Origin of the sequence: Mycobacterium sp. E796, assembly GCF_001672815.1 — a bacterium.
In the GTDB taxonomy this organism is placed as follows: domain Bacteria; phylum Actinomycetota; class Actinomycetes; order Mycobacteriales; family Mycobacteriaceae; genus Mycobacterium.
On the sequence record NZ_LZKK01000350.1, the window covers coordinates 47,090 to 65,111 of the forward strand.

An 18,022-nucleotide genomic window follows, 5' to 3' on the forward strand; every position below is an offset into this window, starting at 1 on the left:
CGTTTGACCGCGGCTCCTGCGGGTGTCGCGCGGCTCCTACCGATCATTGATGCGCCGCCTGACAACCGCCTCACCCTCGGCCAGGGCCGACAAACCTAAACGTGTGGCGCTCCACTTCTGATTGCTAATGCTTTCCCCCTGGCCGCTCAAGTAGACCAATTCGGCATGCTCGAGCACCTGCACGGCTTCCCGTAGGGCGCCCTCCAAGCGCGGCGCCAGCGGGCTCCGCAGGGGCAGGGGTGCACCGGAAAGCAGCCATTCAGTGAGCTCGACGCAGCGGAGGCTTACCGGGTTACCGGGTAATGGCTTGGCATTCGGCGCTGCTCCATGTGGGCCGAACGCCGGCATGAGCTCTGCGGCCAGCTCCGCCGGTGCCAGCGCCATCAGCCGCTCCGCCTCGAGCCCCGCGGCGCGGTTGGCCTCATCCTTGGCCGCCTGGTCCTTATTGCCGAACATTGGCATGACCTCTCCCGTCGTAGAACACCGCCAATCCCACGGATAGTCGCTCCATAGAGCGCACACTATTCTCGTGTGGACAGGGACGACTGGTAGATCGCGACATACGTTCGTGGTTGGGTCGTTTCGCCGGTTGCCGGCCATCGCTCCGGCGAAAGTGGACACCGCGGCGAGTCCCACGGGCTCATCCGCGCCTGCGGGACATCCGGTGGACGCTCGACGGCCTCCCCGAATACGGCTGGCGAATAGGCGGTTTCGTTTGGCCTGGCCGCTCAACGTCCCCGGGCGTTCCGGATGATGCGGACCATCTCATTGGGGCGTTCGAGGGCCGAGAAGTGGCCCGCGCCGCTTACCGTGACGGCCCGGACACCCAGGAGGCGGGCGACCTGGTCCCGCTCCGCGGGGCGCGACCAGTCGTGCTCGCTGTAGACCAGCGTGACCGGCGTCTTCACCTGCGGGTAGCGGTCTTTCGCGTTGATCAGCCCGGGGAGGACGCGCATGATGGCCCGACTCACCCGGGGGTAGCCGGGACGGCGGCCGCTGCGGCGCAGCTCGACGAGGAAGTCCTTCGGCAGCGCGCTGTCGTCGGCGAAGCCGCCGGCCAGCACGCCGCGCAGGATGAGGCGATTCTCTAGTGCGGCGAAGACCGGGCCGGAGCCGGGCAGGCGGACGCCCGTCCCGATCACGCGGGCGAACCAGTTGCCGCGCTCGAGGCCGCCGGGGTAGTCGTAGGGGTTGAAGGCGATCACGTTGCTCACCCGGTCGGTCAGCTCGATCGAGGCCAGCAGCGCGAGCGCGCCACCCATCGATTCGCCCGCCAGCGTGACGTCACGCAGGTCTAGCGTCCTGACGAATTCGACGACTGCACCACGCAATTCGGCCTCCCCATACCGGGCGCCGGGTACGACATCGGACCAGCCCATGCCGGGCAGGTCCAGCGCGTACACGGTGAAGTCGTCCCACAGCGCAGGCACCACTCGCTGGAAGTAGTCCAGCTGCGTGCGGACGGTATGCAGCAGGACGAGCGGTGGGCCGGTTCCCGCCGTGAAGTAGCGCAACCGGGAGCCGTCCGGCCGCCGGAGGAACCTGACCTCGCCGCGGCCGCCGCTCCACCCCAGCGTGTAGTGTTGGTCCGGAATCGCGTTGGGCGCCAGGGTGTTCATCGTTCGCACAGCCCCTGGATCGCGCGCAGGCGCCCGTCGGCCAGGGCCTGCGTCAGGTTTTCGGCCTTTCGGCGGAAGTCGGTGACGAAGGCGTGCAGGCCCAGCGGGCCGTCGGGCTGGGCCAGGATGGCCTGCATGACCGCGGCCGCCTCGTCGGTGAGGTCGTTCCACGCTGTGACGGTGAAGCCGGCGGACTCGACCGCGGCGCGCAGGTCGTCGGGGGTCGCCAGGTGGCTGCGCGCGGCTTCGTCGGCCCAGGGCAGGGGATACGCGAGATGGCCGCCGCCAATCGTGATGTCCCACAGGGCGAGCCGCCCGCCGTCCTTGAGCACCCGATGCGCCTCGGAGTACAGGCGCGCCTTGTCGGCCACGTTCATCTGGACGTGCTGGCTGATGGCGACGTCGAACGTGTCGTCGGCGAAGGGGAGTTCGGTGACGTCGGCCTGACGAACCGAGATCAGGTCGCCAAGTCCGACCAGCCCGTTGAGCCAGCGGTTGGTTTCGCAGTATTCGTCGGTGAGGTCCACCGCGGTGACTCGAGCGCCGAAGCGGTCGGCGACATAGCGCGCGGTGCCGCCGACGCCGCTGCCGGCGTCGAGGACGTCGCTGTCATTGGTGATCCCGGCCAGGTCGATCAGTTGGGCGGTGGCGATGCGGCCCATGGTGTGGAAGTCCTCCAGCATCGCCAGGTCGGCGGGCGCCAGGTGGTCGAGGTCCATCCCTGCGGAGAGCAGCGCGCGTTCGATGTTGCTGCGGGACAAGCCTGTCGAGTACTGGGCCTGGATTATCGAGGTCATTTCAGCACCTCCGCCCATGCGGTGATGATGGAAGGCATGGTGATCAGGGCGTCGGCCGCCAGCGCCTCCTCGCGGAAACGCGGCACGAACTCGCCGATGTCGCCGAGATCGTCGAGGCCAAATCCGCCTTGTTCGGCGATGGGCGAGACGAGCCGCCAGACTTCCGCGCCGTAGGCGAGGATGTCGGCGTCGGCGGCGGTGCCGATCGGCGCGCCGATGGCCAACTGCGGCGCCCCCAGGCCGGCGTCGGCGAAGACCGTGTGCAGCGTGGTGCCGAACCGCGGGCTGATGCCCATGGCCTCGAAGGCGCGGACGATGCCCGCAATCACCTGGCTGAACAGCGGCAGCTCCGGGACGCTGCGCGCCCGGGTGATGTCGATCTCGGCGAACGCGATCACGCCGCCGGGGCGCACCAGAGAGCTGAGGCGCCGCAGCGTGGCGGCCGGGTCGGGCAGGTGCATCAGGATCAGCCGGCCGACCACCGCGTCGACCGGTTCGTCCAGGGCGATCGCGTCGATCGAGGCCTGCGTGAAACGCACCGTGGCCAACCCCTTTTCGGCGGCGCGGGTGCGGGCCAGCTCGACCATCGCGGGCGCGGCGTCGACGCCGAGGACGCTTCCGGTCGGGCCGACCAGCCGGGCGGCGACGAACGACACGTCACCGGGCCCGCTGCCGATATCGAGCACCCGCATGCCCGGTCGCAGCCCGGCCAGCCGCAGCGCGTGCTCGGTGTAGCCGTCGTAGAGCCGTCCCTGCAGGAGCAGCCGCTGCACCTCCTCGTCGGCGTGCCCGAGGACATAGCTGCTTTCGGTTGTACTCATTGGTTTCCTGCCTTTCTGTGGTTGGGAGTTGTTAGGCCCTGGCCAGTTCGGGGGACGGCGTCGCTTGGCGCGCGCGGGCCGGCAGGAGCCAGGCCACGACGATCGCGGAGCCCAGCGCGATGCCCGCGCACACCAGGGAGCTCACCTGCATGCCGTCGAGAAAGGCGCGATCCACGACGGCGCGGACGTGGCCCGCCTGTTGGATGGGCAGCCGTCCGATCACCGTGTGCGCCACCGCCATCGAGCGCCGCATCGCGTCGGCGGGCAGTCCGGTCAACGCGGCCGTGCCGAGACGGCCGGAGTACACCGACGCGAAGACGCTGCCCGCGATGGCGACGCCGAGGGTGCCGCCGAGTTCGCGCGTGGTGTCGTTGACGGCCGAGCCGACGTCGGCCTTGTCGACCGACAGCGATCCCATGATGGCCTCGGTGGCCGGGGAAACGGTCAGGCCCAGACCACCGCCGAGGAGCAGCATCTGTAGGGCGATCTGGATGTAGGGCGTGGCGGCATCGGCCGTGGACGCCCACGCCAGGCCGGCGGCGAATACGGTCAGGCCGCCGGCGACGACGGCCGTGGTGCCGATTCGTTCCACCAGTCGCGGTCCCAGGATGCTGGCCACCGCGATGGAGACGGCGACCGGGAGCAGCCGCATGCCGGCCTGAAACGCGGTGTAGTCCTTGATGAATTGGAAGTACTGCGTGATGACGAAGATGAACCCGAACAGGGTGAGGAAGCCGGCGGTGATCGCCAGGCTGCCGCCGGAGAACCGCCGATTGCCGAACACCGAGACGTCCAGCATCGGGTGGGTGCTGCGCCGCTCCCACACCGCGAAACCGGCGAGAACGGCTGTCGCGAGGGCGAATCCGGCTGTGGTGCGGACGTTGGTCCATCCCCAGGTTGGCGCCTCGATGACGGTGTAGACCAGCGTCGTGATTCCTACCGCGGACAGGATCAAGCCGGGGACGTCGACGCGTGGCGCCGCGGGGTCGCGCGAGGTGGGGACGAACAGGATCCCCCCGGCGATGGCCAGCGCCGCGATGGGGATGTTGACCATGAAGATCGAGCCCCACCAGAAGTGTTCGAGCAGCCAGCCGCCGCTGATCGGCCCGACGGCCACCCCCACGCCGACCATGGCCGCCCACAGCCCGATCGCCTTCGCGCGTGGGACCGAGTCGGTGAAGATGTTGGTGATCAGGCCCAGCGTGGTCGGGAAGATCACCGCGGCGCCGATGCCCATGGCGGCGCGGGCCGCGATCAGCGCGTCGGCCGAATTCACTTGCGCGGCAACGGCGGAGGTGAGCGCGAACAGCGCGAGTCCGGAGTTGAGCCAGCCTCGCCTACCGTAGCGGTCGGACAGGCTGCCGGCCGACAGCAGCAGCCCGGCCATGACCAGCGTGTAGGCGTCGACGATCCATTGCAGCTGGGCGGTGTCGGCGCCGAGTTCGCGCGACAGGGTGGGCAGGGCGACGTTGACGATGGTGGCGTCGACGCTGATGACGAAGACGCCGAGGCAGATGACGGCGAGCGCGGCGATCGGGCGGTTTTTGAAGATCGGGAAGACGGGTTCGGTACTCATGCACAAGACGCTAAGGCTAGGAGACAAATAAATCAAGTAGAAAGTTTAAAAAAACGTCCTACGAGTAGGGTGACATGGCGGCGTCCCGCGGGATGTGGAACCAGAACTGCCCGATCCCGGGCGGACGCGACTCCCCTAGAGGGGCTTTTCCGAAATCGTGGATTTTCGCCCCACGGTGCAATACAGTCGTATCGCCTCCGACCTGTTTCGCCTGGCACGCATGTCCATACGAAGGGATGGCTGTGATGAGTTTTGCGGTGCTGCCACCAGAGGTGACGTCCGCGCAGATGTATGCCGGCGCCGGCTCGGGGCCGATGCTGTCCGCCGCGGCGAGCTGGGCCGGGTTGGGCGACGAGCTCGGCTCGGCCGCGGACTCGTTCTCCTCGGTGACCTCGGGCCTGGCGGACGGGCCCTGGCAGGGTCCGGCGTCGGCGGCCATGGCGGGCGTGGCCGCGCAGTATGCGCAGTGGCTCAACGCATCGGCGGCTCAGGCCGCCGGAGCTGCTGCGCAGGCCAGTGCGACGGCCGAGATCTTCGAGGCGGCCAAGGCGGCGATCACGCACCCGGCGGCCGTCACCGGCAACCGCCTGCAGCTGCTGTCGCTGGTGCGCTCCAACTTGTTCGGGTTCAACGCCCCGGCGATCGCGGCCACCGAGGGCGCATACGAGGAGATGTGGGCCCAGAACGTCGCCGCGCTGTCGGGCTATCACAGCGCGGCGTCGGCGGTGGTCGCCCAACTGGCGCCCTGGCAGCAATTGCCATCGGCCCAGGCGACTCCGGCGGTGGCCCTCGGTGCTACCCCTTGGGCTCAAATCGCCGCGGCGCTCGCCCCCGCGCGAACCCAGGCCAACGTGGTTGTCGACCTGGCATCCGAGACGGGCAAAGCCGCGCTCCGGGCTGACCTCCAGCTATTGAACAATGTTGCCCGTCCCCTCGCGGCGATGCCCGTACCACCCCCGGTGCAAGACGTCGAACGCAGCGTGGAAGAGCTCGCCGACGGAATGGCTAGGCTGGGCAGAGGGCTTGAAGCCGAAGCCGAAGCCGACGCCGTTTCGCTCATCACTACCGGAGCTCTACCGGCTCCGCCTGCTCCGCCTCCGCCGACCAGTCCGCTCCCGCCGTAGCAATCCTCACCAGGACACCGGGAGTTCGGCGAGCCCGCCGGCCAGCACATCGCGACGCGTCGGCAGTGTCTCGGGATCGACGGTCAGGCGCATCGACGGAAATCGCGGAATCAGTTGTCCGAAAACGGTTTTCAGCTCGATGCGGGCCAGGGGGGCTCCGATGCAGTAGCGAGCGCCGTGCCCGAACGTCAGGTGGGCGGTCTCCTTGCGGGCGACGTCGACACACTGCGGGTCGGGGAAGGCCGTGGGGTCGTGGTTGGCGGCGTTGATGTCCAGCAGCACCAGGTCCCCGGCGTGGATGGCCACGCCGTCGATGTCGAAGTCGGTGCGCGCGTAGCGCGGAACTCCGCCCACACCGCCGCCACCTGACGTCGCCCGCAGCAGCTCCTCGACGGCGTGGGGGATCAGCGCGGGATCGTCGACGAGCGCCCGCCATTGATCGCGATTGGTCAGCAACAGCATTGCGCCCAGCCCGATTTGGACCACCGTGGTCTCGTGCCCGGCGAACAGCAGGGACATCGACATCGTGGCGGCCTCCTCGTCGGAGACGCCGTCGGTGGCGCACAGCCGCGACATCACGTCGTCGCCGGGATGGGCGCGTTTACGCTCGACCATCCGGCGGCCGTAATCGAACAGCTCGGCCAGCCCGCGCTCGGAGCGGGCGTGATCGCGCACGTTGCCGGCGTCCTCCGCCCAGGCCCGGAACTGCTCACGGTCGGCGTATGGCACCCCGAGCAGCTCGCAGATCACCAGGATGGGCAGCGGCAGCGCGAGGCGCGCGTGCAGATCGGCCGGGGATCCCTGCGCCGCAAGTTCGTCCAGCAGGCCGGCGGTGAGCGCCGTGACCCTGGGTTCCAGCGACCGCAGGTGCCGCGGTGAGAAGTGGGGCTGCAGCAGTGCGCGCATCCGCGAGTGATCGGCCTCCTCGGTGTCGAAGTCGCCCAGCGGCCCACCGAACAGCGCGGATTCCCCCGTGCGAGAGGCGGTTTCGGGGTTCCGATGCGAGCGACCGAGGCGATCGTCGTCGAGCAGCCGCCGCACCTGCGCGTAGTCGGTGACCAGCCAGGCCTCGTGGCCGACCGGCGTGCGCACCGCATGAATCGCTGTCATGGCGCCACCTTGTATACAGCAAGTTATACAAGATTACTTGTACACTCTCCTCTAGACAAGAGGAGGCTGAGATGACGGTGGTCCGGTCCGAGTCGACCCGGCGGATGCCCCGCGCGCAACGGCGGGAACAGATCCTCGAGGCCGCTACGCGCGCCTTCGCCCGCGGCGGCTTCGCGAACACCGGACTAGACGCCATCGCCGCGGAAGCCGGTGTCACCCCGGTGATCCTGTACCGGCACTTCGCCTCGAAGGCCGACCTGTACCGGGAGGTCGTTGAGGGCGGTCACGCGCGCCTTCGCGAAGCCACCGGCCCCGACGACTTCGACGACGCCAGCATCCCCGCGCTAATCCGCGCCGCCGCAGCCGATCCCGACACGTTCCGGCTGCTCTACCGCCATGCCGCCCGCGAAGCCGACTTCCGGGACATCATCGACACCCTCGTCGAGCGTTCGGCCGAGATCACCCGCCGCCACCTCGAGGGCATCGCCGACGAAGGTTGGCGCAACTGGGCGGCGCGGCTGCTGCCCACCATGACGATCGACGCCGTCATCGCCTGGCTGGACGCCGGTCAGCCCGACCCCGATCAAGCCGCCGCCCGAATCCGCAGCGTCGTCGACGCCGTGATCCAGGCCGCGTCGGGCTCTAGCCGAGCAGGGCGTCGATCCACGCCTGGGCGATGAACTTGCCGTAGCGGGTGGCCGACCAACCACGTTCGAGCACGAGAAGCTCGTAGAGCTCGGGCGCGTGGTAGGTCCACAGGATGTCGCGCGCCTGCGTGGCGCTGACCCGAAGCTGTCCGGTGCCGGCGAGGCCGGCGGCGAACATCGTCATGGCCGTGAGGGTTTCGTGCCGGATCTGCTTCCAGACCTCTGCGGCGTCAGCCGACGACGCGGCGCCATCGCGGGCCAGCAGTTGGACCGGGGCGCTGCGCGGCATGGTGGCGGCCAGGTGCTTGGCGTAGAGCTCGAGCTTGCGGGCGGCGTCCGGGGCGTCGCGCACCTTCTGGATGACGTCGCGCTCGGCCATCGGGATCGGCTCGTCGTCACCCGCGACGGACACGTCGAAGAGCGCCTTGAGCACCCCCGCCTTGGTTGCGAAGGCCTTGTACACCGTCTCGACCGACACGCCGGCGTCCCGCGCGATCTCCGCGATGGTCGTCGCGGCATAGCCCTGCACCAGGAAGCGTTGGCGGGCGGACGTGAGCACCGCGCGCCGATTCTGTTGGGCCTGTTGGCGTCGACGGCTCGAGTCGTAGCGGCGCGGGGGCTGGCTCTTGACAGATCCCATATTTCAGTACATGCTCCTGTATCTATTACAGATTACTGTATCAGAAAAAGGGGAGCCGACATGACAACCGCGACACGCGCCGCCACTTTGGCCGACGGCGACCATCCCACGGCGGTAGCCCGCGCCATGGCAACGGAGATCACGCGGGCCGCCGACGACGCCGAGGCGCTCGGCACGCTGCCGATCGAGCTGGTGGCGCGGCTGCGTGCGGCCGGCGTCTTCCGGGCGGTGCAACCGCGCGCGCTCGGCGGATTCGAAGTGGCCCCGGTCGACTACATCGAGATGATCGAGGAATTGGCGCGCGCCGACGGCTCGACGGGCTGGATCGCGGCCATCGGCGCCGGCGCACCCGCATTTACCGCCTGGCTCGAGCCGGCCGTAGCCGAGGACTTGTTCGGTTCGAACGCGGACTTCTTGGCGGCCACCGTGTTTTCCCCCACCGGCCGGGCCGTCCCCGACGGCGGGAGCCGGTTCGCCGTCGACGGGCGATGGCCGTTCGCCAGCGGTTGCCGCCACGCCGAGTGGTTACTGACGGGGATGTTCGTGTTCGACGACGGTCAGGCGCCGCGAATGATCCCGGGACAGGGCCCGGACTGGCGCCTCGGTTTCTTCCCCCGCGCCGACGCCGAAATCGTCGACAACTGGGACGTTTTGGGGTTGCGCGGCACCGGGAGCAACGACGTGGTGGCCCGGGGCCTGAGCATCGCCGAGGAACACACCATCGCCCCGTTCTTCGGGCCGGCCCGGCACGACGGGACGCTGTGGCGGCTGCCGTTCTTCACGATGGTGGGGGTGGCCCTCGTCGGCGTCCCGCTCGGGATCGCACGGCGCGCCCTCGACGAATTCGCCGACCTGGCGCCCACGAAGACCCGCGCCGGCACGTTCGAACCGCTCGCCGCGGACCCCGTCGCGCAGGTCGAGTTCGCCGGCGTGGAGGCGGGTTTGCGGTCGGCGCGGGCGTTCGTTCTCGACGAGGCCGGCTCCCTGTGGGACACCGCCCTCGCCGGGGACGCGCCGTCGCTGAAGCAGCGCGCTCGTTTCCAGCTCGCCGCACAGCAGGCGATGCGTGCGGCGCGCCAAGCGGTCGACACGACGTTCGGCCTGACCGGCGCGGGGGCAGTGCACGCGGACCATCCGCTGCAGCGATGCTTCCGGGATCTGCACACCGTCGGCCAGCACGTGTACTTCAGCCCGTCCGCGCTGAAGCGTTACGCCAACGCCCAATTCGGCATCAGCCAACCGACGCACCTGCTGTGACACCGATCTATAGGGCGTTGATCCACTTTTCGATGCGCCGGGCCTCGTGCGCCATCAGGTCGGGCTGTGCCAGCGCGTTGGTCAGCACCGCGCTGCCCTCGTAGGCGATGACGAGGTCGCGCGCCAGGTCGCGCGCGTCGCGGCGACCCATCGCGTGGAATTGCTGCTCGGCCCAGTCCAGCAAGGTTTGCATGATGGGGGCGGTCAGGGCCGGTGATCGGCCCGACTGGTTCGCGAGCTCGGTGCACAGCGTACCCAGGGGGCAGCCGTGGTCGGCGATGGCCTCGCCCGATTCGGCCAGCATCCCGACGAGCGCCTTGAGCCGCGCCTTGGGGCTCCCGTACCGGCGTGACAGGGCCGCGGTCGCGGCGCGGATTTCCTCGGTGCGCGCCTCGACGACGGCGGCCACGATGTCGTCTTTGGTCTTGAAGTAGTAATACATGTTGCCCAGCGGGACCTCGGCGGCCTCGGCGATGTGCGCGAGCGTGGTGCCCGCGATGCCCTGCCGGTAGAACAGGTCGCAGGCGGCGGCGATCAGTCGCTCGCGCTTGCCCGGGGACGTCGCGGGGGCGGTACCGTCGGCGTCGGTTAAGTCAGCCATATCACTCACGGACTATAGACGGCACGCGGCCATGCTCAGGTTCCACAGCAGGTCCCTGTTCTCCGGGGTGTTGTAGGCGCTCTTGACGTTCTTCGGCGCGGCGTTGGCGAAGTACTGGCCGGAGGCCGTCGCCGCGTCCGGCGAGGCGGCGAGGAACAGCGATGTGGCCGCGCCCTTTTCTGCCGAGCGGGAAAACGGCAGCGCCGCAAGGGAGATCGCGCGAAAGACCCCTTCGGCTCCCCGCATCATCGGCGTTCGGACGATGCCGGGGTGCGCGGCGTTGGCGGTGACGCGGGTCGGGCGCAGTCGATGCGCCAGTTCGATGGTGAAGAGCAGCACGCACAGCTTGGACGCGGCATACGTGCGGATCGTCGAGAAACGGCGTTCGCTCTGCAGGTTGTCCGGTTCGAACTTGCCGGCGCGGTAGACGCTCGAGCTGAGGTTGACGACCCTGCCCTGCGGGCTTTTTTCCAATTCGTTGAGCAGCAATTGGGTGAGATAGAACTGCGCCAGGTAGTTGACCTGAAACGTCGTCTCGTATCCGTCGGCTGTCAGCACGCGTTGCGGCATGATGACGCCGGCGTTGTTGATCAGCACGTCCAGTCGCGGGTAGCGGGCCCTAAACGCCTCGGCCAGCCGGTGTAGCTGCGTAAGCGACCTGAGGTCGGCGGTGAGGTAAGCGACGTCGCGGTTGCCGGTCGACGCGACGATTTCGGTTGCGACGCTGGCGGCCTTCGCCTGGTTGCGCGCGGCCAGCACCACGTAGTAGCCGGTGCGGGCGAGCTCGGTCGCGGTGACCTTGCCGATGCCGTCGGTGGCTCCGGTGATGAGGCAGATGGGCCTGTCCATATATTTCGAGCGCCTATTTGGACTCGGCCAGGGTGGGCCGCAACAACATCCGCGACATCACCGAGCGGGTGATGGCAGCCGGCACCAGCGCGGCGGTCACCCGGTTGATTCGTCCAGGTATGCAGTTGGCCCGATTGCGCTCGAGGGCGCGCAGCGCCTCACGGGCGCAAACGTCCGGCGCCATGGGCGATATCGGCATCTTGTCGGGGTCGAGGCCCAGGTCGCCCAGCGCCGGCGTGCGGGTGGGCCCCGGGTGCAGCACCGTCACGTGCACCCCCTGCTTCGCCAGTTCGCCGTGCAGGCCGGCGCCGAGGCTGGTGATGTAGGCCTTGGTCGCCGCGGTGTGCGCCATGTAGGGCACGCCGTTCACCGCTCCGAGCGCCGAGACCAGCAGGATGCCGCCGCGGCCGCGCCGCGCCAGCCGTTCACCGAAGTGGTGCGTCAAGCCCAGGTGTGCGGCGGTGTTCAGCCGCAGGATCGCGCGCTGGGCCTGCAGGTCGGAGCCCACGAGGGCGCCGGGCAGGGCCGTGCCGGCATTGGAGACCAGCAGCCCGACGTCGATGTCTTTGGTGGCCTGGGCGATTGGGCTCAGCGAGCCCGGGTCGGACAGGTCGACGCCGACGGCCCGGTAGTCGACGCCGTAGCCCCGGCTCAGCCCTTCCCCTAGCTCCTGCAGTACGGCCAGGCGCCGCGCGACCAGGACCACGTTGATGCCGGAATCGGCGACCTGATGGGCGAATTCGCGCCCGATTCCCGACGACGCGCCCGTCACGACCGCCCACGGGCCGAACCGATCTGCACTGATGCTCATGCGTGCGAACCTCCGTATCGAGTTAGTTGCCTAACTTAACACTGGCCGCAATGGCTGGCAAGCACCGAAGCTTGGGCGCCGGATTTTCTGGCAGTAAGTTGCCCATAATCAACTGTTATCTTGCGTCGTCGCTATCGCAGTGGTTAGCGTGTCAGTTAGTTGACCAACCAACTCTGATCGGACCGGAGTGAGGATGAGTGTCGTCAAACGCGCGTGGATTCCGCTGGTCGTCGTGGTCCTGGTCGGCGTCGCGGGTTTCGCCGTCTACCGGCTACATGGCGTCTTCGGCGCGCGCGGCGGCACGTCGGTCGTCGGCGCCCGCTCGGATGACATCAAGCCTTTCAACCCCAAGCGCGTGACCCTGGAGGTCTTTGGGCAGGAGGGGGCCGTGGCGGACATCAACTATCTCGACGTCGACGCCGCACCGCAGCGGGTCGACGGCATGCGGCTGCCGTGGACGTACAGCGTGGCCACGACCGCTCCGGCGGTCAGCGTGAATGTCGTGGCGCAGGGCGACGGTGACGTCATCGGCTGCCGAATCACCGTGAACGGCGACGTCAAGGCCCAGCGAACGGCATCTGGGATCCACCCGCAAACCTATTGCCTGGTGAAGTCCGCGTGATCGCGCGAACGGTCCGCCGGCTGTCGGTGCCCATCCTGCTTTTCTGGCTCGGGCTGGCCGCCGTCACCAATGTCTTTGTACCGCAACTGGAAGCGGTCGGGGAAGCGCACGCCGTTTCGATGAGCCCCGACGACGCCCCGGCGATACAGGCGATGAAGCGTATCGGCCAGGTGTTCGGAGAATTCGACTCCGACAGCGCGGTCGTGGTCGTGCTGGAAGGCCAGGCGCCGCTGGGCGAAGCGGCGCACCGCTTCTACGACGACCTGATGCGCAGGCTCGCGCGCGACCGCAAGCACGTCGAGCACATCCAAGACTTCTGGGGCGATCCGCTCACCGCGGCCGGGTCGCAGAGCGCCGACGGCAAGGCCGCCTACGTTCAGGTTTTCCTCGCGGGTCACCAGGGCGAGACACTGGCCAACGAGTCCGTCGACGCCGTCCGGGGAATCGTGTCAAGTGCGGTGGCGCCCATCGGGGTCCGGGCGTACGTCGCCGGCCCGGCGGCCGTGACCACCGATCAGCTCGAGTTCGGTAACAAGAGCGCCCGCAAGGTGATGGGCGTGACGGTCGGGGTCATCGTGCTGATGCTGCTGATCGTGTACCGCTCCGTGGTCACCGTCCTGCTGACCCTGCTGATGGTCTTCATCGAACTGCCCGCCGTGCAAGGGGTGATCGCATTTCTCGGAAGCCACGGAATTATCGGGCTTTCTACCTTCGCGGTCCAGATCCTGCCGATCCTCGCCATCGCCGCGGGCACAGATTACGCGATATTCATCGTGGGCCGATATCAGGAGGCTCGGCAGGCCAGGCTGGACCGCGAGGCCGCCTACTACAGCATGTTTGGCGGCAGCGCCCACGTGGTCCTCGGCTCGGGCCTGACCATCGCCGGCGCGATGTTCTGCCTCAGCTTCACCACGCTGCCCTACTTCCAGACCCTGGGCGCGCCGTGCGCGATCGGGATGTTCACCATGGTGGCGGGCGCGCTCACGCTCGGCCCGGCCATCGTCACGCTGGGCAGCCGATTCGGCCTGTTCGATCCCAAACGGAAAATCAAGACGCGCGGGTGGCGGCGGGTGGGAACCGCCGTCGTCCGTTGGCCCGCACCGATACTCGCGGCGGCGTCGGCGACCGCGCTCGTCGGGCTGCTCGCCCTGCCGTCGTTCACGACGAGTTACAACGACCGCAATTACCTACCCCGGATCACCCCGTCCAACATCGGGTACGCCGCGGCCGAGCGGCACTTTTCGCCCGCCCGGTTGAACCCCGACCTGCTGCTGGTGGAGGCCGACCACGACATGCGCAATCCCGCCGACATGCTCGTGCTGGACCGGCTGGCCAAGGGCGTGTTCGAAGCCGACGGCGTCGCCCGCGTTCAATCCATCACCCGTCCGTTGGGCGCCCCAATCACGCACACCTCCATCCCATTTCAAATCAGCATGCAGGGCACCACGCTGACCGAGAACATGAAGTACCTGCATGACCGCATGGCCGACATGCGGGCCATCGCCGATCAGATGACCGGCGTCATCGACACCATGCAACGCATGCTCGCCATGATGCGCGAGCTCGCCGCCACCACACACGACGTCGCCGGCCAGACGAAGCGGATCGTCGATGACACGACCGAAGTGCGCGACCGCATCGCCGATTTCGACGACTTCTTCCGCCCGCTGCGCGGCTACTTCCACTGGGAGCAACATTGTTTCGACATTCCCATCTGCTGGGCACTGCGATCGGCATTCGATGCGATCGACGGCGTCGACACGCTCACCGACGACCTGGGCGGTCTGGTCAAGGACACCGACCGGCTGGATAGCCTGATGCCGCAGCTGATTTCGCTGCTGCCGCCGATCATCGACGCGACGACGAGCATGCGTACCATGACCATGACGATGTACAGTACGTTCGCGGGCCTGCTGGACCAGATGGACGCCGCGCAGCAGAACGCCTCCGCGATGGGGAAAGCCTTCGACACGGCCAAGAACGACGACTCGTTCTACCTGCCGCCGGAGGTTTTCGACAACCCCGACTTCAAACGCGGCCTGGCGATGTTCCTCTCGCCGGACGGCAAGGCCGCGCGACTGATCATCACCCACGACGGGGATCCCGCTACCCCCCAGGGCGTCTCGCGCGTCGACGCCATCAAGAAGGCCGCGCGTCACGCCCTCAAGGGGACGCCTTTGGAAGATGCCAGGATCTACCTGGGTGGCACCGCCGCGACGTACAAGGACATGAGCGACGCGGCCAAGTACGACTTGCTGATCGCGGGAATCGCCGCGGCCTGCCTGATCTTCATCATCATGCTGGTCATCACCGGCAGCGTCGTCGCGGCCCTGGTCATCATCGGGACCGTGGTGCTGTCGCTGGGATCGTCGTTCGGGCTGTCGGTGCTGGTGTGGCAAGACATTCTCGGTATTCCGTTGCACTGGTTGGTCATAGCGATGGCGCTGATCGTGCTGCTGGCCGTGGGATCGGACTACAACCTGTTGCTCGTCTCGCGGTTCAAAGAGGAAATCGGCGCCGGAATCAAGACCGGAATCATCCGCGCGATGGGCGGAACCGGGGCGGTGGTGACCTCCGCGGGCCTGGTGTTCGCGTTCACCATGGCGTCCTTCGTGTTCAGCGACCTGCAGATGATCGGTCAGTTCGGGACGATCGTCGGCATCGGCCTGCTTTTCGACACGCTGATCGTGCGGTCGCTGATGACACCGTCGATCGCCGCCCTGCTCGGGCGGTGGTTCTGGTGGCCTCAAAGAGTGGGCTCCGGTCACCGCCCTGCGACGCCCGCCGTTCCAGTGCGGGCCCTCACGGAAAGCGTGCACCCATGATCCACCGCCGCACCAGACACCAGCGGCTGTCCGAGTCGATCCGCATCGCCGCGCCGCCCGACCAGGTGTGGGAGCTGATCTCCACCGTCGCCGGCATCGCGGAGTGGTATGACGCCTGGGACGCGGTGGAGCACCCCGCCGGCGAGGAACGCCTCCAGGTCGGCACGTCGTTTCGGCTGATCCGCCGCCGTCACGGCCGCGACGACACCGCGCTGTGCCGCGTGACCTCCATGGAGCCGGGCACGCGGTTGTGCTGGATGCAGTACGCCCCCCACCTGCCCGCCATGTCGGTCGAGTTCGAGTTGGCTGCCGAAACCGGCGCGGGCACGCTGCTGAGCCACACCAGGAGCTGGCTCGAGCCCGGTGATCGCTGATGCCACTAAGCTGGCTGCCGTGGAAACCCCCTCGCCCCGGCCCGTGCTGGTCGTCGACTTCGGCGCGCAGTATGCGCAGTTGATCGCGCGGCGGGTCCGCGAGGCGCGGGTGTTCTCGGAGGTCATCCCGCACACCGCCTCGGTCGAGGAGATCAAGGACCGGGACCCGGTGGCGGTCGTGCTCTCCGGCGGGCCGGCCAGCGTCTACGCCGACGGGGCCCCGCAGCTCGATCCGGCGCTGTTCGACCTCGGGCTGCCGGTGTTCGGCATCTGCTACGGATTTCAGGCCATGGCGCAGGCGCTCGGCGGCACGGTCGCGCACACCGGCACCAGCGAGTACGGCCGCACCGAGCTGAAAGTCCTTGGCGGAGAACTTCATTCGGGCCTGCCCGACGTTCAGCCGGTCTGGATGAGCCACGGCGACGCGGTCACCGCGGCGCCGGACGGGTTCGACGTGGTGGCCAGCAGCGCGGGCGCCGCGGTGGCCGCCTTCGAGAACCGGGGCCGGCGCCTGGCCGGGGTGCAGTACCACCCGGAGGTGATGCACACCCCGCACGGGCAGCAGGTGCTCAGCCGGTTCCTGCACGACTTCGCCGGGCTCGGCGCGGAGTGGACGCCGGCCAACATCGCCGACGCGCTCGTCGAGCAGGTGCGCGCCCAGATCGGTGACGGCCACGCCATCTGCGGGCTATCCGGCGGGGTGGATTCGGCGGTGGCCGCCGCGCTGGTGCAGCGCGCCATCGGCGACCGACTGACCTGTGTGTTCGTCGACCACGGGCTGCTGCGCGCCGGCGAGCGCGACCAGGTGCAGCGCGACTTCGTCGCCGCCACGGGCGCCAACCTGGTCACCGTCGACGCCGCGGACACCTTCCTGCAGGCGCTGTCGGGCGTGACCAACCCCGAAGGCAAGCGCAAGATCATCGGCCGCCAATTCATCCGGGCGTTCGAGGGCGCGGTGCGAGACATCGTGGGAGACAGCGGGTCTGAGGTCGAGTTCCTGGTCCAGGGCACGCTGTATCCCGACGTGGTGGAGTCCGGCGGGGGCAGCGGCACCGCGAACATCAAGAGCCACCACAACGTCGGCGGCCTGCCTGATGACCTGAAGTTCAAGCTCGTCGAGCCGCTGCGGCTGCTGTTCAAGGACGAGGTGCGCGCGGTGGGGCGGGAGCTGGGTCTGCCGGAGGAAATCGTTGCGCGCCAACCGTTCCCGGGGCCGGGCCTAGGCATCCGGATCGTCGGCGAGGTCACCGCGCAGCGGCTGGACACGCTGCGGCGCGCCGACTCGATCGCGCGCGAGGAGCTCACCGCCGCCGGGCTGGACAAGCAGATCTGGCAGTGCCCGGTGGTGCTGCTGGGCGACGTCCGCTCGGTCGGCGTGCAGGGCGACAACCGGACTTACGGTCACCCGATCGTGCTGCGGCCGGTGTCCAGCGAGGACGCCATGACCGCCGACTGGACCCGGGTGCCCTACGAGGTGCTGGAGCGCATCTCGACCCGGATCACCAACGAGGTGGCCGAGGTCAACCGCGTGGTGCTGGACATCACCAGCAAGCCGCCCGGCACCATCGAGTGGGAATAGTTACTCCACGAATTCGCGCTTGCCGTGGGCGATCGTGGCGGCTTCCCAGTTCCCGCCGGCCTCGGCGACGAGTCGGCGGGCGACATCTCGATCGTCGTTGCCGGCGACCAGGATCAGGGTGTGGTCAGTCGTGGTCACGGATCCACCCCGGATGCGGTCGCGGGCGACCGGGTCGGACGCCAGCGCGTCGCCGAAGCGGGCGATGTCGACGCCCGGCACGGCGATGATGATCGCGTCGTCTTCGGGCGCACCCTCGTAGTCGAAGGTCAGCACCGCTTCCTGGTCGAACTGGCGGCGCAGCGCCTCGGCGGCGGTGTGCAACGAGCCGTCGGCGCCGCACAGGTGGAATTCCCGCGAGGGCTCCCGGGTGTTCCGTTGCAGCGCGCTCGACCAGTACACCCCGTCGAGCGGGGTCGATCCCGTCACCGTCGCGCCGCTTGACGCGATCGCCGCGGTGGCCTGCGCTTCGAACAGGGGATCGGTGTTGTCGGTGGCGAACAGCTCCGCCGGTCGGCAGGGGGCGGCGGCGCTTGGAGCCGAAAAAGTGCAGCAAAAAAGCACCATCAGCCACACCAGCACCGAACGCATAAAGCAGCCTCTCACGTTTCTTGACGCTTGTCGGAGGGTGGGTGTTTACTCGCAAATGTATCGAACATATATTCGAATAGGAGGCAGTCATGACCGCGGCTTTGGCCTCCGATAACCGCGCTGAGCAGCTGGAATCTCTGCGCAGGCGGATGGCTGCAATGTCCGGGCGAGCCCCCGACCCG

At 68.4% G+C, this 18,022-nt stretch carries 17 protein-coding genes and 2 pseudogenes; 8 read left to right on the forward strand and 11 right to left on the reverse strand.

The genetic code is table 11. From position 1 onward, the window contains the following. Positions 1-36: 36 nt before the first annotated feature. The 5 genes from A5706_RS28925 to A5706_RS28945 form a co-directional block, all read right to left on the reverse strand. Positions 37-456, reverse strand: a complete 420-nt coding sequence (locus tag A5706_RS28925) for a hypothetical protein (protein ID WP_068139045.1) — start codon at positions 454-456, stop codon at positions 37-39. Between the two features lie 272 nt (positions 457-728). Beyond that, positions 729-1,619, reverse strand: a complete 891-nt coding sequence (locus A5706_RS28930) for an alpha/beta fold hydrolase (protein ID WP_068139106.1) — start codon at positions 1,617-1,619, stop codon at positions 729-731. Then, complete coding sequence (locus A5706_RS28935) at positions 1,616-2,416, reverse strand: class I SAM-dependent methyltransferase (protein WP_068139048.1); 801 nt, start codon at positions 2,414-2,416, stop codon at positions 1,616-1,618. The genes A5706_RS28930 and A5706_RS28935 overlap by 4 nt, the downstream gene beginning before the upstream one ends. Then, the gene (locus A5706_RS28940; RefSeq protein WP_068139051.1) at positions 2,413-3,237 is read right to left on the reverse strand and encodes a class I SAM-dependent methyltransferase; all 825 of its coding nucleotides are present in this window, start codon (positions 3,235-3,237) and stop codon (positions 2,413-2,415) included. The genes A5706_RS28935 and A5706_RS28940 overlap by 4 nt, the downstream gene beginning before the upstream one ends. A 31-nt stretch (positions 3,238-3,268) precedes the next feature. Further along, entirely contained in the window at positions 3,269-4,813 is a 1,545-nt protein-coding gene (locus A5706_RS28945; RefSeq protein WP_068139053.1) for an MFS transporter, read from the reverse strand. A 245-nt stretch (positions 4,814-5,058) separates the two neighbouring features. Here A5706_RS28945 and A5706_RS34670 point away from each other — a divergent pair. After that, positions 5,059-5,643 (forward strand): annotated as a pseudogene (locus tag A5706_RS34670) (PPE family protein); the annotation flags it as partial. Positions 5,644-5,943: 300 nt separating this feature from the next. Here A5706_RS34670 and A5706_RS28955 read toward each other — a convergent pair. Beyond that, positions 5,944-7,047: a cytochrome P450 gene (locus A5706_RS28955; RefSeq protein ID WP_068139060.1), complete on the reverse strand. Its 1,104-nt coding sequence runs from the start codon at positions 7,045-7,047 to the stop codon at positions 5,944-5,946. A 71-nt stretch (positions 7,048-7,118) separates the two neighbouring features. Between A5706_RS28955 and A5706_RS28960 the strand changes: the two genes are divergently transcribed. Next, positions 7,119-7,727: a TetR/AcrR family transcriptional regulator gene (locus A5706_RS28960; RefSeq protein WP_068139063.1), complete on the forward strand. Its 609-nt coding sequence runs from the start codon at positions 7,119-7,121 to the stop codon at positions 7,725-7,727. Here the strand turns inward: A5706_RS28960 and A5706_RS28965 are convergent. After that, entirely contained in the window at positions 7,690-8,334 is a 645-nt protein-coding gene (locus A5706_RS28965; protein WP_068139067.1) for a TetR/AcrR family transcriptional regulator, read from the reverse strand. The genes A5706_RS28960 and A5706_RS28965 overlap by 38 nt on opposite strands. Before the next feature lie 60 nt (positions 8,335-8,394). Between A5706_RS28965 and A5706_RS28970 the strand changes: the two genes are divergently transcribed. Next, on the forward strand, positions 8,395-9,591 hold the full coding sequence (locus A5706_RS28970) for an acyl-CoA dehydrogenase family protein (protein WP_068139069.1): 1,197 nt from the start codon (positions 8,395-8,397) through the stop codon (positions 9,589-9,591). A gap of 7 nt (positions 9,592-9,598) precedes the next feature. Here A5706_RS28970 and A5706_RS28975 read toward each other — a convergent pair whose 3' ends face one another. The 3 genes from A5706_RS28975 to A5706_RS28985 are packed head-to-tail and all read right to left on the reverse strand — an operon-like array spanning position 9,599 to position 11,852. Next, a complete protein-coding gene (locus A5706_RS28975) occupies positions 9,599-10,192 on the reverse strand; it encodes a TetR/AcrR family transcriptional regulator (RefSeq protein ID WP_068139072.1) in 594 nt (197 codons plus the stop codon). A 12-nt stretch (positions 10,193-10,204) separates the two neighbouring features. Further along, positions 10,205-11,041: an SDR family oxidoreductase gene (locus tag A5706_RS28980; RefSeq protein WP_068139075.1), complete on the reverse strand. Its 837-nt coding sequence runs from the start codon at positions 11,039-11,041 to the stop codon at positions 10,205-10,207. Between the two features lie 13 nt (positions 11,042-11,054). Next, positions 11,055-11,852 carry an SDR family oxidoreductase gene (locus A5706_RS28985; protein ID WP_068139078.1) on the reverse strand — a complete coding sequence of 266 codons (798 nt, stop codon included), beginning with the start codon at positions 11,850-11,852 and terminating at the stop codon, positions 11,055-11,057. A 193-nt stretch (positions 11,853-12,045) separates the two neighbouring features. On the opposite strand from A5706_RS28985, the gene A5706_RS28990 reads away from it, so the two are divergent. Genes A5706_RS28990 through guaA form a run of 4 tightly spaced genes read left to right on the forward strand, consistent with a single transcriptional unit; the run spans position 12,046 to position 17,252 of the window. Beyond that, complete coding sequence (locus tag A5706_RS28990; RefSeq protein ID WP_068139080.1) at positions 12,046-12,474, forward strand: MmpS family transport accessory protein; 429 nt, start codon at positions 12,046-12,048, stop codon at positions 12,472-12,474. Then, entirely contained in the window at positions 12,471-15,299 is a 2,829-nt protein-coding gene (locus tag A5706_RS28995) for an RND family transporter (protein ID WP_068139084.1), read from the forward strand. Before A5706_RS28990 ends, A5706_RS28995 begins: the two co-directional genes overlap by 4 nt. Further along, entirely contained in the window at positions 15,296-15,673 is a 378-nt protein-coding gene (locus A5706_RS29000; protein WP_068139087.1) for an SRPBCC family protein, read from the forward strand. The genes A5706_RS28995 and A5706_RS29000 overlap by 4 nt, the downstream gene beginning before the upstream one ends. Further along, positions 15,666-17,252 carry a glutamine-hydrolyzing GMP synthase gene (gene guaA / locus A5706_RS29005; RefSeq protein ID WP_156767396.1) on the forward strand — a complete coding sequence of 529 codons (1,587 nt, stop codon included), beginning with the start codon at positions 15,666-15,668 and terminating at the stop codon, positions 17,250-17,252. The genes A5706_RS29000 and guaA overlap by 8 nt, the downstream gene beginning before the upstream one ends. Here guaA and A5706_RS29010 read toward each other — a convergent pair whose 3' ends face one another. Beyond that, positions 17,253-17,840, reverse strand: a complete 588-nt coding sequence (locus A5706_RS29010) for a hypothetical protein (RefSeq protein WP_231985454.1) — start codon at positions 17,838-17,840, stop codon at positions 17,253-17,255. Between the two features lie 89 nt (positions 17,841-17,929). Between A5706_RS29010 and A5706_RS35385 the strand changes: the two are divergent. Then, positions 17,930-18,022, forward strand: a pseudogene (locus A5706_RS35385) (hypothetical protein); the annotation flags it as partial.

Coding starts and splice junctions, on each gene's coding strand:
- A5706_RS28945 (WP_068139053.1), bottom strand. CDS start 4,813: ATGAGTACCGAACCCGTCTTCCCGATCTTCAAAAACCGCCCGATCGCC.
- A5706_RS28925 (WP_068139045.1), bottom strand. CDS start 456: ATGTTCGGCAATAAGGACCAGGCGGCCAAGGATGAGGCCAACCGCGCC.
- A5706_RS28990 (WP_068139080.1), top strand. CDS start 12,046: ATGAGTGTCGTCAAACGCGCGTGGATTCCGCTGGTCGTCGTGGTCCTG.
- A5706_RS29000 (WP_068139087.1), top strand. CDS start 15,296: ATGATCCACCGCCGCACCAGACACCAGCGGCTGTCCGAGTCGATCCGC.
- A5706_RS28960 (WP_068139063.1), top strand. CDS start 7,119: ATGACGGTGGTCCGGTCCGAGTCGACCCGGCGGATGCCCCGCGCGCAA.
- A5706_RS28935 (WP_068139048.1), bottom strand. CDS start 2,416: ATGACCTCGATAATCCAGGCCCAGTACTCGACAGGCTTGTCCCGCAGC.
- A5706_RS28930 (WP_068139106.1), bottom strand. CDS start 1,619: ATGAACACCCTGGCGCCCAACGCGATTCCGGACCAACACTACACGCTG.
- A5706_RS28985 (WP_068139078.1), bottom strand. CDS start 11,852: ATGAGCATCAGTGCAGATCGGTTCGGCCCGTGGGCGGTCGTGACGGGC.
- A5706_RS28940 (WP_068139051.1), bottom strand. CDS start 3,237: ATGAGTACAACCGAAAGCAGCTATGTCCTCGGGCACGCCGACGAGGAG.
- A5706_RS28970 (WP_068139069.1), top strand. CDS start 8,395: ATGACAACCGCGACACGCGCCGCCACTTTGGCCGACGGCGACCATCCC.
- A5706_RS28965 (WP_068139067.1), bottom strand. CDS start 8,334: ATGGGATCTGTCAAGAGCCAGCCCCCGCGCCGCTACGACTCGAGCCGT.
- A5706_RS28975 (WP_068139072.1), bottom strand. CDS start 10,192: ATGGCTGACTTAACCGACGCCGACGGTACCGCCCCCGCGACGTCCCCG.
- A5706_RS29010 (WP_231985454.1), bottom strand. CDS start 17,840: ATGCGTTCGGTGCTGGTGTGGCTGATGGTGCTTTTTTGCTGCACTTTT.
- A5706_RS28955 (WP_068139060.1), bottom strand. CDS start 7,047: ATGACAGCGATTCATGCGGTGCGCACGCCGGTCGGCCACGAGGCCTGG.
- A5706_RS28980 (WP_068139075.1), bottom strand. CDS start 11,041: ATGGACAGGCCCATCTGCCTCATCACCGGAGCCACCGACGGCATCGGC.